Here is a 14,418-nt window from a genome sequence, read left to right on the forward strand (position 1 = left end):
CCGTGGGCCCGGTACTTGCTGACGTGCTCCTGGTGACCGCGCTGATCGGCGCGCTCGCCCTGGTGCACCGTCCCCTCGGCGACTACATGGCCGCCGTCTACTCCTCCAAGAAGCACCTGCGCGTCGAGAAGTGGATCTACCGCTCGGTCGGCGCCAACCCGGACACGGAGATGCGCTGGCCCGCCTATCTGCGCGGAGTGCTGGCCTTCTCCGCGGTGAGCGTGCTGTTCCTGTACCTGCTGCAGCGGGTGCAGGACAAGCTGCCGCTGTCGCTCGGCTTCAAGCCGATCAGTCCGGACCAGGCGTTCAACACGGCCGTGTCGTTCGTGTCCAACACGAACTGGCAGTCGTACTCGGGTGAGGCGGCGATGAGCCATGTCACCCAGACCGCCGGGCTCGCCGTGCAGAACTTCGTCTCCGCGGCCGTCGGTATCGCCGTCGCGGTGGCGCTCGTGCGCGGCTTCGCCCGCTCCCGCACCGGAGACCTGGGCAACTTCTGGGCGGACCTGGTGCGCGGCACCATTCGCATCCTGATCCCGATCTCCGTGGTCGCGGCCGTGCTGCTGATCGCCGCCGGCGCCATCCAGAACTTCGGCGACATCCACACGATCACCACGCTGACCGGCGACAAGCAGGCCATCAGCCCCGGCGCCGTGGCCTCCCAGGAGGCCATCAAGGACCTGGGCACCAACGGCGGCGGCTTCTTCAACGCCAACTCCGCGCACCCATTCGAGAACCCCAATGGCTTCACCAACCTGCTGGAGATCTTCCTGCTGCTGGTGATCCCGTTCTCGCTGCCGCGCACCTTCGGCAAGATGGTCGGCAACGTCAAGCAGGGCTACGCGATCGTGGCCGCGATGGGCATCATCTGGTTCGGCGCCGTCGTGGCCGTGACGTGCATCGAATACGCCCACCCCGGCACCGCCTCACAGCTCGCGGGCGGTGCGATGGAGGGCAAGGAGCAGCGCTTCGGCGAAGGCCCCTCGTCCCTGTTCGCGGTCTCGACGACGATGACCTCGACCGGGTCCGTGAACTCCTTCCACGACTCCTTCAGCGGTCTGTCCGGCGGCGTGCTGCTGCTCGGCATGATGCTGGGCGAGATCGCGCCCGGCGGTGTGGGCTCCGGGCTCTACGGCATGCTGATCATGGCGATCATCGCGGTGTTCATCGCCGGTCTGATGGTCGGGCGTACGCCCGAGTACCTGGGCAAGAAGATCGGCACCCGCGAGATCAAGCTGGCCGCCTGCTACATCCTCATCACCCCGGCCCTGGTCCTGATCGGCACCGCGGTGGCGATGGCCCTGCCGGACGGCAAGGACGCCATGACCAACGTCGGCGCACACGGCTTCTCCGAGGTGCTGTACGCCTATACGTCGGCCAGCAACAACAACGGCTCGGCCTTCGCGGGCTTCGGCGCCAACACGGAGTTCTTCAACACCACGTTGGGACTGTGCATGGCGCTGGGCCGTTTCCTGCCGATGGTGTTCGTGCTGGCGCTGGCCGGCTCGCTCGCCGAGCAGAAGCCGATCCCGGCGACGGCAGGCACTCTGCGCACCGAGAAGCCGCTGTTCACCGGCCTCCTCGTGGGCGCGATCCTGATCATCACCGGTCTGACGTTCTTCCCGGCACTGGCGCTGGGCCCGCTGGCCGAGGGGCTGGCGTGATGACCACCAACACCGAGAAGCAAGAGGACCCGATGTCCACGGTCACCCCCACCCGGGCACCGCATCAGGACGTACCGACCGGGCACAAGGCCCCCGAAGGCCGCGTCGGCGCAGGCCTGTTCGATCCCAAGCAGCTACTCAAGTCGCTGCCGGACGCCTTCCGCAAGCTCGACCCGCGCGTGATGGTCAAGTCCCCCGTCATGTTCGTCGTCCTCATCGGCTCGGTGGTCACCACCGTGCTGGCCGTCAAGGACGCCGGCGACTGGTTCGGCTGGGTCATCAGCGCCTGGCTCTGGCTCACCGTGGTCTTCGCCAACCTGGCGGAGGCCGTCGCCGAGGGTCGCGGCAAGGCGCAGGCCGACACGCTGCGCAAGGCCAAGACCGACACGGTCGCACGTCGGCTCACCGGTGACGCCGAGGAACAGGTTCCCGGTACCGAGTTGAAGATCGGCGATCTGGTCGTCTGCGAGGCCGGCGACATCATCCCCGGCGACGGTGACGTCGTCGAGGGAGTTGCGTCCGTCGACGAGTCGGCCATCACCGGCGAGTCCGCCCCGGTCATCCGGGAGTCGGGCGGCGACCGCAGCGCCGTCACCGGCGGTACGAAGGTGCTCTCCGACCGGATCGTCATCAAGATCACGACGAAGCCCGGCGAGACCTTCATCGACCGGATGATCAACCTGGTCGAGGGCGCGGCCCGGCAGAAGACGCCGAACGAGATCGCCCTCAACATCCTGCTGGCGTCGCTCACGATCGTCTTCCTGCTCGCCGTCGTGACGCTCAAGCCGTTCGCGATCTACGCGGGCGCCGACAAGCAGACCTCGCTGATCGTGCTCACCGCACTGCTGGTCTGCCTGATCCCGACGACCATCGGAGCGCTGCTCTCCGCGATCGGTATCGCGGGCATGGACCGTCTCGTCCAGCGCAACGTCCTCGCCATGTCCGGCCGCGCGGTCGAGGCCGCCGGTGACGTCTCCACGCTGCTGCTCGACAAGACCGGCACCATCACCCTCGGCAACCGTCAGGCCGCCGAGTTCGTGCCGGTGCGCGGGACGACCGAGGCCGAGGTGGCCGACGCCGCCCAGCTGTCGTCGCTGGCCGACGAGACGCCCGAGGGCCGCTCCATCGTCGTACTGGCCAAGGAGAAGTACGGACTGCGCGAACGCCACCAGGGCGAGCTCGCCCACGCCGAATGGATCGCGTTCACCGCGCAGACCCGGATGTCCGGCGTCGACGTCGACGGACGCAAGATCCGCAAGGGCGCGGCCGGTTCGGTCATCGCCTGGGTCCAGGAACAGGGCGGCACCGTCGCCGAAGACGCCGACGAGACCGCCAACAAGATCTCCGAGGCGGGCGGCACGCCGCTGCTGGTGGCTGTCCAGGACGACGAGAGCACCCGGGTATTGGGGGTCATCCACCTCAAGGACGTCGTCAAGGACGGCATGCGCGAGCGGTTCGAGGAGCTGCGCCGCATGGGCATCAAGACCGTCATGATCACGGGTGACAACCCGCTGACCGCCAAGGCGATCGCCGAGGAGGCGGGCGTCGACGACTTCCTCGCGGAGGCGACTCCCGAGGACAAGATGGCACTCATCAAGCGGGAGCAGGCGGGCGGAAAGCTCGTCGCGATGACCGGTGACGGCACGAACGACGCCCCCGCGCTGGCCCAGGCGGACGTCGGTGTGGCCATGAACACCGGTACGTCGGCCGCCAAGGAGGCCGGCAACATGGTCGACCTCGACTCCAACCCGACCAAGCTCATCGAGATCGTCGAGATCGGCAAGCAACTGCTGATCACCCGGGGCGCGTTGACCACGTTCTCCATCGCCAACGACGTAGCGAAGTACTTCGCGATCATCCCGGCCATGTTCGCGGTCGCCTACCCGGGCCTCGACAAGCTCAACATCATGGGCCTGGCCAGCCCGGAGTCCGCGATCCTGTCCGCGGTCATCTTCAACGCGCTGATCATCATCGCGCTCGTGCCGCTCGCCCTCCGCGGCGTGCAGTACCGCCCGATGAGCGCCGACAAGATGCTGCGGCGCAACCTCGGCATCTACGGCCTGGGCGGACTGATCGCGCCCTTCATCGGCATCAAACTCATCGACCTGCTCATCTCGCTGATCCCCGGGATCGGATGAAGGACATGAACAACTCACTGGCGAACACCGGACGCCTGACGTGGGCGGCCCTGCGCATGCTCCTCGTCCTCACCGTCGTGACCGGCGTCCTCTACCCTTTGGTCGTCACCGGCATCGGCCAACTGGCCTTCCACGACAAGGCCAACGGCTCGATCGTGAAGGCCGACGGCAAGGAGGTCGGCTCGACGCTGATCGGCCAGAGCTGGAACATCAAGGGCACGGACAAGCCGGACCCGAAGTGGTTCCAGGGCCGCCCTTCCAACAGCGGCTATAACCCGCTGGCCACCGGCTCCAGCCAGCTCAGCGCCAGCAACCCCGAACTGGTGAAGCTGGTCAAGGCGGCGAAGAAGCAGGTCGCCGAGTTCAACGGCGTACCCGAGTCCGAGGTGCCCGTCGACGCGGTCACCGGCTCCGCCTCCGCCATCGACCCGGACATCTCCCCCGACTACGCGGACCTCCAGGTCAAGCGGGTCGCCGAGGCAAACGGCCTGACCGTCACCCAGGTGCAGAAGCTGGTCGACGACCACACCACGGGCCGTACCGCCGGATTCCTGGGCGAGCCGCGGGTCAACGTCCTCGAACTCAACATCGCACTGAAGGCACTGGCCGACCACTGATGCCTCCGGGGTGGGAGCCGGCGACCCGGCTCCCACCCCGGCTCCGACGGCCCCGACCCCACCGACGACAGGAAGGCCGCACACCCATGACCCGGGTGCTGGTGGTGGAGGACGATCCACAACTCGTACGAGCCCTCGTGATCAACATGCAGGCCCGGCAGTACGGCGTCGACGCCGCTCCGGACGGCACCACCGCCCTCCGCCTCGCCGCCGCCCGCCAGCCCGACGTGGTCGTCCTCGACCTGGGCCTGCCGGACATGGACGGCGTCGACGTCATCAAGGCGCTGCGCGGCTGGACCCGGACGCCCATCCTGGTGCTGTCCGCCCGGACCGCCTCCGCGGAGAAGGTCGCCGCCCTCGACGCGGGCGCCGACGACTACGTCACCAAGCCGTTCAGCATGGACGAGCTCATGGCACGGCTACGAGCGGCCGTCCGCCGCACCGAGGAGACCCCGCTCGCTCCCGAGACGGCCCTCGTGGAAACCGCGGACTTCACCATCGACCTGCGCGCCAAGAAGGCCGTACGCGGCGGACGTGACGTACGTCTGACGCCCACCGAATGGCATCTGCTGGAGATCATGGTCACCCACCCCGGGCGGCTGATCACGCAGAAGCATCTGCTCCAGGAGGTCTGGGGGGTCACCCAGGCCAACAAGACCAACTACCTGCGCGTGTACATGGCCCAACTGCGTCGCAAGCTGGAAGCGGACCCCTCGCATCCGCGCTATCTGATCACCGAACCCGGCATGGGTTACCGCTTCGAAGGGTGAACATGGCACGCGGCAAGCTCCGCATCTACCTCGGCGCGGCCCCGGGCGTCGGCAAGACGTACGCGATGCTCTCCGAGGCGCACCGGCGCGTCGAACGCGGCACCGACTGCGTGGTGGCCTACGTGGAGCACCACGGCCGACCGCGCACCGAGGTGATGCTGCAGGGGCTGGAACAAGTACCGCGCAGGGAGATTGAGTACCGCGAGACGACGTTCACCGAGATGGACGTGGACGCCGTCCTGCGGCGCTCCCCCGCCGTGGCCCTCGTCGACGAACTCCCGCACACCAACGTGCCCGGCTCCCGCAACGCCAAGCGCTGGCAGGACGTCGAGGAACTGCTCGCTGCCGGGATCGACGTCGTGTCGACCGTCAACATCCAGCACCTGGAGTCGCTGGGAGACGTCGTCGAGTCGATAACAGGCGTACGGCAGCAGGAAACCGTCCCGGACGAGATGGTGCGCCGCGCCGACCAGATCGAGCTGGTCGACATGTCGCCCCAAGCCCTGCGGCGGCGCATGGCGCACGGCAACATCTACAAGCCCGACAAGGTCGACGCCGCACTGTCGAACTACTTCCGGCCCGGAAACCTCACCGCGCTACGGGAGTTGGCCCTGCTGTGGGTGGCCGACCGGGTCGACGAGTACCTCAAGCAGTACCGCAGCGAACACCGGGTCTCGAAGATCTGGGGCTCACGCGAGCGCATCGTCGTCGGCCTCACCGGCGGACCCGAGGGACGCACCCTGATCCGCCGCGCCGCCCGTCTCGCCGAAAAGGGCGCCGGCGGCGAGGTGATGGCCGTGTACATCGCCCGCAGCGACGGCCTCACCTCCGCCTCCCCCAAGGAACTCGCCGTCCAACGCACCCTGGTGGAGGATCTCGGCGGCACCTTCCACCACGTCGTCGGCGACGACGTCCCCGCAGCCCTCCTGGACTTCGCACGCGGCGTCAACGCCACCCAGATTGTCCTCGGCGTCTCCCGCCGCAAGGGGTGGCAGTACGTCTTCGGCCCCGGGGTCGGCGCGACGGTGGCCCGGGACTCCGGCCCCGACCTCGACGTCCACCTCATCACGCACAGCGAGGTCGGCAAGGGCCGGGGGCTGCCCGTGGCCCGCGGCCCACGCCTCGGCAGAGCCCGCATCATCTGGGGCTGGCTGACCGGTATCGGCGGCCCGGCCCTGCTGACGCTGCTGCTGACCCACGTCGACGCCGACCTCGGCCTCACCAACGACATGCTGCTGTTCCTGACGCTCACGGTGGGCGCCGCTCTGCTCGGCGGGCTGCTGCCGTCCCTGGTCTCAGCAGCGGTCGGCACCCTGCTCCTGAACTGGTACTTCACTCCCCCGGTGCATCGCATCACGATCGCCGACCCCAAGAACATGCTCGCCCTGGCGATCTTCGTCCTGGTCGCCGCCTCGGTGGCGTCGGTGGTGGACCTCGCCGCCCGGCGCACCCACCAGGCGGCCCGGCTGCGCGCCGAATCCGAGATTCTCTCCTTCCTCGCCGGCAACGTCCTGCGTGGCGAGACCAGCCTGGAATCCCTCCTGGAGCGGGTGCGGGAGACCTTCGCCATGGACTCGGTGGCGCTGCTGGAACGCGAGAGCGACGTCGAGCCCTGGACCTGCGCCGGCCGCGTGGGCGCCGGACAGGCCGTCGCCCGGCCCGAGGAGGCGGACGTCGACATGCCGGTCGGCGACCACATGACTCTCGCCCTGTCCGGACGGGTGCTGCCCGCCGAGGACCGCCGGGTGCTGGCCGCTTTCGCCGTCCAGTCCGCCGTGGTTCTGGACCGTCAGCGTCTGCAGTCCGAGGCCGACCAGGTCAAGGAACTCGCGGAGGGCAACCGCATCCGCACCGCACTCCTGGCCGCCGTCAGCCATGACCTGCGCACCCCGCTCGCCGGTATCAAGGCCGCGGTGACCTCACTGCGCTCGGACGACGTCGAGTGGTCGGAGGAGGACCAGGCTGAACTGCTGGCAGGCATCGAGGCGGGCGCCGACCGTCTCGACCACCTCGTCGGCAACCTGCTGGACATGTCCCGCCTGCAGACCGGCACCCTGGCCCCGCTCATCCGCGAGATCGACGTGGACGAAGTGGTCCCCATGGCACTCGGCGGAATCCCGGACCCGGAGTCGACCGTCGTCCTGGACATCCCCGAAACCCTCCCGATGGTCGCCGTGGACAAGGGACTGCTGGAGCGCTCGGTCGCCAACGTCGTCGAGAACGCGGTCAAGTACAGCCCCGCCGGCGAGCCGGTCGTCGTCAAGGCCAGCGCCATCGCCGACCGCGTCGAGGTCCGCGTGGTCGACCGTGGGCCGGGCGTCCCCGACGAAGCCAAGGACCGCATCTTCGCGCCCTTCCAGCGCTACGGCGACGCCCCGCGCGGCGCCGGCGTCGGGCTGGGCCTCGCGGTCGCCCGCGGCTTCGCCGAGGCCATGGGCGGCACCCTCACCGCCGAGGACACCCCGGGCGGCGGACTCACCATGGTCCTCACCCTCCCGGCGGCGACCGGTCTCCCGTCGGACCGACCCGAGCTGCCGGCGGCAACCACCACTTAGGAGGCCTCACGGTGTCAGAAATCCGTCAAGATCGTGCGCTGGTATGGCCTGGTGAGTCTGCCAGGGGCCACGCTGGCCACGTCGCGGCCGACCGCCGCGGCCTCCCACCCATGGGGACCATCCCCACTCCACCGAGGTGGACCATGAAGAGCTCACTTCGTGACCGGATCGCCGCGATCTCCGCTCTGCTCGCACCGCTCGTCGTAGCGCTGGCCCTGACACCCCTCCGTACGCACCTCTCGTCCGCCAACCTGGCCCTGCTCCTGGTCGTCGTCATCGTGGCGGTCTCCGCGCTCGGCAACAGGGCCGCCGGGGTGCTTGCCGCCCTGTCGTCGGCGGTGTGGTTCGACTTCTTCCTGACCCGCCCGTACCAGCGGTTCACCATCTCGCACGGCGACGACATCACAACGGCCGTCCTGCTGTTGGCGGTCGGCGTAGCCGTGTCACAACTGGCCGCGCATGCCCGCAAGTTGAAGCTGATCACCGTGACGGACGCGAGGCACCTGGCCCATGTCCACGACACGGCGCGCCTCGTCCAGGCCGGGGCCTCCCCTGACGCTGTCGTCGATCAGGTGTGCGGCCAGCTCGTCGAGGTACTCGGGCTGCAAGGCTGCCGCTTCGAGTACGGCTCACTGCTCGGCCGCCCACCACGTCTGGAGCAGGACGGTCAGGTGACCGTGGACCGGGCACACTGGGACCTCGACCAGGACGGCTGGCCTCCCGGCGAGATCGAGCTGCGTGCGTCGGCCGGCGCCCACTACCTCGGTCGGTTCATGCTCCTCCCCGCCCCCGGTGCCGTGCCGCCACCGCTGCAGACACGTCTGGTGGCCGTGAGCCTCGCCGACCATGTCGGTGCCGCGCTCGACACGGCGGGTCCGGTCCTCGACGGCTGAGCAACGCCCTGCAGCATCGCAAGCAAAGCGACACCTGGACCCAGCAACCGGCTCAGGTCGCCCGCTCCCCCGCATCTCCAATCACGGCTGCCAGGTAATCCCGGTCCCGCCGGTCGCCCAGATTCACCGGCTCGAACGGGTGCCGCGGCCACAGAGGGCGACCGTCGATCCACGGGACGACGGTGGGACCGTCATCCAGCCAGCCATGCAGTTCGGCTGTCCCCACCAGGGGCGGCATGTTGCTCCAGGGGCGTCTGGGCGTGCCCGGCGCGTTAACCTCCATGGCGGCTTCCGGCAGGCCGACGGGGCCTCCGTGCGCGGGGAAAAGCACCAGGACCAGCCCGTCGTCGGGGCCGGGCAGCAGTACGTAGCGCTTGGGCACGGGAACGGGTGCGCGAGCAGCGCGCGCCAGAGCCTTCACCTCGGTTACCCCCACGATCATGCCGTAGCCGAACCGTAGGGCGTTGACCACGCAGAGGACCGCGATGACCAGCAGTATCGGGAGACCGGCCTGCCTGACGAGCAGCCAGGCCAGGACCAGGACGAGCGCACCCAACGCGTTGACCGCGGTCGGCCAGAGCTGTGAGATCTCCAGCAGCGCGCGGATCCGCCACCAGGGCGCGGTACGGATGTCGGGCCCGCGGTGAGGTCTGTCCATGCTGTCGTCCGGGAAGACGAGGCGATTGGCTGCTTCGGCCATGGCTGCATACGACAGGTCCGGCTCCCGGCTCCCGGTCGGTTCATCGCTCACGACGGTCTGCGGCTGCGGTGGGTGTGCTCGCGACAGAAGCCCTCTTCGCTGCGCGGCCTGCACGTCGCTGCGGCGAGCCCGCTGGGTGCGAGTGGGGCGAGCCCACAACAGCTGTGCGCCACCCGGCTGGGCGAGCACCCCACCCGTATGCGGGTCGCCGCACCACCACAGCAAGCCGCCGGAGCCGGGGACAGCCAGGTGATAGCGCTGCTGGACGGTGCGGACAGTCAAGGGGACGAGGCCGCCGCTGACCGGGTCGCGGAGCACCACCCTCGGGGCCCCTTGGCCGAGCGGGATGGCCACGGCGGCGCACGCGGACCAGGGACGTGTCATCAGCGCGCGCCGCATACGGCGGCAGTTGACGAACGTCGCCATGCCTACGGTCATGGCGACCGGGCCGCCCCCGACGCAGAACACGGCAACTTCGTTCAACCAGCTGATACCGGCTTCGTCCGCGCTTGGCCCGACAGCCAATCCAGCGGCGATGGCCGCGAACCCGCCCCAGAACCAGGCCCAGGCGCGTCGACGATGTCCGGCAACGGCGGCGCCAGTCGCATCGAGGCCGAGAGCGGTGGCCTGGAGCACGGCGGGAATCGCCTTACGCATGGTCTCCACGTCCTCGCCGGTCCGCCTGCTCGACGGCTTGGCGTCCCATATCGCGCCGGTGAAACCACTCGCCCAGTTCGGAACCACCGATCAGCCCGCACGCGAACAGCATCGAGCCTGCCTGGAGCAAGGTGGCGAGGAACGCCGAGTCGTCGGCCTCCAAGGCGTCGCGCCGCAGGACCGGAGTCACCATTCCGCCGACCCAGATGACCAGCATGGCCACTCCGCGGACGCGAATGCCCCACGGGCTGGTACGCCTACGGACCCACCGAGGCGCCCGGCCACGCAGCGCAGCAAACCCCAGGGGCAGCACGAGTGCCGTCCAGCCCGCCATCCAGAACCACCTGAACACAGTCCGGACTCCCTGTCCCTAGAGCCGCCGAGCGGCTCAACCTTCGACTCCGCCATCAGCCAGGCGCCGCCCTACCTCGTGGGGTGGGCGGCGCCTCGGATCGGATCGATCAGTCCGCGATCACGATCTTGCCGTTGGCCTCGGCGGGTGCCGTGGTCGCGGGCTGCGTACCGCTGTTGCGCTGGGTGATGCCCTTCAACAGCTCGGCGAGGTCGACTCCGGTGGTGGAGCTGAGGAGTTCGACGCCCTGGGCGACGTTGTCGGCCACGGTCCGCGACAGCTGGCTGGCGCCGTCGGTGGAGATGACGGTCATCTTGTCCACCGCGCTCAGCGGCTCGGACGCCTTGGCGACGACCTGCGGCAGCACCTCGACGAGCATCTGCAGCACGGCCGCGTCGCCGTACCGCGCGAACGCGTCGGCCTTCTTCTGCATCGCCGCGGCCTCAGCAGCACCCGTCGCGCCGATCGCAGCGGCCTCCGCCTCACCCTCGATCCGTACAGCCTCGGCGAGCGCGGCACGCTGGGCCTTCTCGCCCTCACCGGTCAGCCGGGCGCGCTCGGCAGCGGCCTGGGCCTCCTTGACCTGGGCGATACGACGGGCCTCGGCCTCCTGCTCGGCCTGGTAGCGGGCGGCGTCGGCCGGCTTGCGGACCCTGGTGTCCAGCTCGCGGTCGGTCAGTGCGGCCTGCCGCTCGGCGACCTTCTCCTGCTCGGCGAGCACCTCCTGCTGCCGGGCGGCCTCGGCCAGCGGCCCCGCAGCCGCTGCACGGGCCGCGGCCTCGTCCGTCTCGGCCTTGATCTCGGCCTGCTTCAGGGCAAACGTCCGCTGGGCGATGGCGATCTCCTCTGCCGCCTTCAGCCGGGCCTGCTCGGATGCTCGCTGGGCGACAGCCTCGGCGATGTCGGCCTCCTGCTTGGCGCGCGCCGCCTCGGGACGGCCGAGGTCCTCCAGGTAGGAGCCCTCGGTAGTGATGTCCTGGATCTGGAAGGCGTCCAGCACCAGGCCCTGCCCGGACAGGCTGGCCTCCGCCTCCTCGGCGACCTGCCCGGCGAACGCGGCCCGGTCCCGGATGATGTCCTCCACCGACATCCGTCCGACGATGGCCCGTAGCGCACCGGACAGCACCTCCTGGGTGAAGCCCACGATCCCGTCCTGCTGCATCAGGAACCGCTGCGCCGCGGCCCGGATCGAGTCCTCGCTGCCTCCCACCTTGACGATCGCGACACCCTCAAGGTGTGCTTTCACACCGCGCAGGGTGACCGCGCCGCGCACCGCGACCGGGATGTGCCGCGAGGACAGGTCGAGCGTGAACTTCTGCTGCACGAACGGCACGACGAACACACCGCCGCCGACCACGACCTTCTGCCCGCTGTTGTCGGTGAACACCCGCCCGGTCTCCGGGTCGGTGGCCTTCTTGCCACGCCGCCCGGTGACGATGAACGCCTCACTCGGACCGGCCACCTTGTAACGCGTGATGACGACGAGACCGAGCAGAACGAGAAGCACGACGACGCCGATCACGGCGATGACGACAGGACTCATGACGAATTCCCCTCAGCCCTCCCAGGGGACGGCAGATCGATACGAGTTGATGCGGATGAACGGGACCGGTCCCGGTGCCGAATGTGACGCGCGGCTCGGTGGTTCAGCGCTCCACGAGGCGTACGGAGACCGCCGTTTGCGACAGCGCTTCCGCCACCCAGACCTCGGCCCCTCGGGCCACGGGGGTCGGACTCTTCGCCGCGAGCTTCACCGGCTGCCCGGCCAGGTGAACCAGCACTTCGCCGTACCCGTCGGCCGGGATCGCGGTCACCACGGCCCCCGAAGCACCGATCAGGTCGTCGTCACGCGGAGCGGCCCCGGACCGATCGCTCATCAGCACACGGCTGAGCCGGTACGCGAGCCACCCCGTGGCGACACCGGCAGGCACCCCGACCGCGGTGGCACCGATCGCACCCAGTCCGGTGGATCCCATGGCGATCGCCCCGGAGAAGCCGAGCATGGAGACGAACCCGGCGACGACTGGAAGCGACAACCATCCGTCAAAGAGACCGTCGAGCGCGTCGACGCCGCCGAACAGCCCCTCAAGGACGCCGTCGAAGACGAGGGACAGAACGAGGAGTACGACTCCTGCGATGCCGAGACCAAGAAACCAGCCCATCCGCGCGCACCGCCTCCCTTCGACGCCACCCTGCTAGTGCCCGCATACTCGCACGCGGACGTCAGCAAGCACATTGCCTTGTTCCGGCAATCTTTACACGGCTTTGATGCCGTGCTCTCCACATCTCGATATGCCGACCGATGCCTGGCGCTCAGCCCGCGCGAGGGTTTCGTCGCCTGATGGTCACGAGGACCTTCGATGACGATTCATTCACCCGATGAGGGTGAAGGAGATTGCTGCAGCGAGGCCGACGAGTACGAGCAGCACCGGCCCCAGCGGCAAGCCGTGATCGCGTGGTGGGCTGGGTTCGATGGGACGTAGTTCTGGGTGATGGTGCAGAGCGGTGACCTCTTCCACCATGCGTACGTACGGCGGGTGTCGTCGCAGGAGTCGTTCGGCCCGTGGAATGCCCAGGCCGGGCAGTCGCCACGCGCTGCCGTCCGAGCGGCCGATCTCGACGGTGCCCTCCCGGGTGTAGCGAGCGCCCCACAACTGCTCCCAGGGAAGGTGCCGCACGTTCCATGCTCCGGTCAGCCACAGACCGGTGCAGTCCGCGGTGACGCGCCAGCTCAGTTGGACGGCGGCCGGACCGATCCACGACACCATCCCCAGCAAAAGGACGCTGTGCCAGCCGACTCCGTTGGCCGCCGTGTCATGGGCGAAGAATCCGGCTGCGGCCACCGCCACCGTGATGAGAGCGAGTCCGCTCGCGCGAGCCACGGCTCCCGGCCCCCAGCACAGGGGGCGCCCCGCGGGTGGCATGGCTGCGGCGACTTCGTCGACTCGCTCCTGAGACAGCGGCCGCGCGCTGCCGGCCGCGCGCTCCTTCGATGCGGGACCCTTGCGCGGCTTGGGCGGCCGGAGCGGGCCCACGGTACGAATCAGGACCGGATCTCCGCCATCGCCGGTACTGGCGAAGACCAGTTCACCACCGTCATGAGGTGCGCCGAACATGACGGCCTCGCGCAACCGCAGGTCGAGGACGCGAACTTGCTTGTCGCCCCAGTCCACCTCCACACCGGCCGCGCCCTCGGAGTCCCCGAAATCCTCGGATTCATTCTCGTCCGTCGGCATCGCCACACAGAGGCACCCGAACAAAGGGACGCGGCCCGAGGTGTCGTCGGCTGCGTGGACCCAGGTCCGGCCGTCCTGGTCGAGGCGCACCAGCACCTGGAGGACGGGCACGGGTCCGCGCCGCAGCGCTGCGGCTTGCCGGCGCGCGAAGAGGCCCACGGTGAGCAGGGAGAGGCCGGGCAGCGCAGCGGCCAGGGCCAGCAGTTGCCAGCCGAAGGCGTCGTACGGTTCGGCCACCAGGCGGCGCCAGGAGCCGTCCTCCAGCACGGCCACCGTGCTGCCGATGCGGTAGTCCTCGGGGTAGGCCGCGTCGACGGTGAGCCGGCGTGCGTCGTCGGTGGTGAGGCGCACCGACTCCTCGCCACGGCTGAGCACCGTTCCCGTGATGCGCGCCGCCCGGACGGCATGGTGCTCGTCCGCGTGGATGCCGCGCAGCCCTAGAAGTACGGAGCCGACGGCCACGGCGCACAACACCAGCGCGGCGGCTATGGGGATCATCCCTCGGCCGAGCGGGCCGACGGGCTCCGGCAGGCGACGCCGTATTCCGGTGGCCCGCTCAGCGAGCCGCCGTTGCCGGGACCGGGCGGCCAGACGCTCGCGCGCCCCGGCCCAGCCGAAGGCGAGAGCGGCGATCACGGTAAGGTTCGCGGCCATGGACGCTCCGCCGTCGCCGGGCAGCTCTCCCCACGCCACGATGATCGCCAGCGCAGGCGCGCAGATCAGCACGAGTTCCGGCACACGGGCGAGCCAGTACAGGAGACCCACTGCCAGGCCCATCTGCACCGTGCCACCCCAGTCGGGACCGCACGGCGCCGCGTCGCTGCACATGGGCTCCG

Annotated in this window: 11 protein-coding genes; 6 read left to right on the forward strand and 5 right to left on the reverse strand. The window is 69.5% G+C overall.

Annotated features, from left to right (window positions below):
* Positions 1-2: 2 nt before the first annotated feature.
* The 6 genes from kdpA to ABZ928_RS40120 all read left to right on the forward strand — a co-directional run bounded on the left by kdpA (position 3) and on the right by ABZ928_RS40120 (position 8,637).
* Complete coding sequence (gene kdpA, locus ABZ928_RS40095) at positions 3-1,664, forward strand: potassium-transporting ATPase subunit KdpA (RefSeq protein ID WP_361530181.1); 1,662 nt, start codon at positions 3-5, stop codon at positions 1,662-1,664.
* Entirely contained in the window at positions 1,664-3,802 is a 2,139-nt protein-coding gene (gene kdpB, locus ABZ928_RS40100) for a potassium-transporting ATPase subunit KdpB (RefSeq protein WP_361530184.1), read from the forward strand. The genes kdpA and kdpB overlap by 1 nt, the downstream gene beginning before the upstream one ends.
* Positions 3,803-3,807: 5 nt before the next feature.
* Positions 3,808-4,419: a potassium-transporting ATPase subunit KdpC gene (kdpC, locus tag ABZ928_RS40105; RefSeq protein WP_361530187.1), complete on the forward strand. Its 612-nt coding sequence runs from the start codon at positions 3,808-3,810 to the stop codon at positions 4,417-4,419.
* Between the two features lie 86 nt (positions 4,420-4,505).
* Positions 4,506-5,189, forward strand: coding sequence for a response regulator transcription factor (locus tag ABZ928_RS40110; RefSeq protein ID WP_361530190.1), 684 nt, complete (start codon positions 4,506-4,508; stop codon positions 5,187-5,189).
* 2 nt (positions 5,190-5,191) lie between these two features.
* Positions 5,192-7,744 (forward strand): sensor histidine kinase KdpD, encoded by a 2,553-nt coding sequence (locus tag ABZ928_RS40115; RefSeq protein WP_361530192.1) that lies wholly within the window; start codon positions 5,192-5,194, stop codon positions 7,742-7,744.
* A gap of 143 nt (positions 7,745-7,887) precedes the next feature.
* Entirely contained in the window at positions 7,888-8,637 is a 750-nt protein-coding gene (locus ABZ928_RS40120; RefSeq protein ID WP_361530195.1) for a DUF4118 domain-containing protein, read from the forward strand.
* A 52-nt stretch (positions 8,638-8,689) separates the two neighbouring features.
* Here ABZ928_RS40120 and ABZ928_RS40125 read toward each other — a convergent pair whose 3' ends face one another.
* The 5 genes from ABZ928_RS40125 to ABZ928_RS40145 form a co-directional block, all read right to left on the reverse strand.
* Complete coding sequence (locus ABZ928_RS40125; protein WP_361530198.1) at positions 8,690-9,994, reverse strand: hypothetical protein; 1,305 nt, start codon at positions 9,992-9,994, stop codon at positions 8,690-8,692.
* Positions 9,987-10,211, reverse strand: a complete 225-nt coding sequence (locus ABZ928_RS40130) for a hypothetical protein (RefSeq protein ID WP_361530201.1) — start codon at positions 10,209-10,211, stop codon at positions 9,987-9,989. Before ABZ928_RS40130 ends, ABZ928_RS40125 begins: the two co-directional genes overlap by 8 nt.
* Before the next feature lie 244 nt (positions 10,212-10,455).
* Positions 10,456-11,889 (reverse strand): SPFH domain-containing protein, encoded by a 1,434-nt coding sequence (locus tag ABZ928_RS40135; RefSeq protein ID WP_361530204.1) that lies wholly within the window; start codon positions 11,887-11,889, stop codon positions 10,456-10,458.
* Positions 11,890-11,992: 103 nt separating this feature from the next.
* Complete coding sequence (locus ABZ928_RS40140; RefSeq protein ID WP_361530207.1) at positions 11,993-12,508, reverse strand: hypothetical protein; 516 nt, start codon at positions 12,506-12,508, stop codon at positions 11,993-11,995.
* A 210-nt stretch (positions 12,509-12,718) separates the two neighbouring features.
* On the reverse strand, positions 12,719-14,410 hold the full coding sequence (locus ABZ928_RS40145) for a hypothetical protein (RefSeq protein WP_361530210.1): 1,692 nt from the start codon (positions 14,408-14,410) through the stop codon (positions 12,719-12,721).
* Positions 14,411-14,418 lie beyond the last annotated feature (8 nt).

Origin of the sequence: Streptomyces sp. NPDC046909, assembly GCF_040644695.1 — a bacterium.
Lineage (GTDB): Bacteria > Actinomycetota > Actinomycetes > Streptomycetales > Streptomycetaceae > Streptomyces.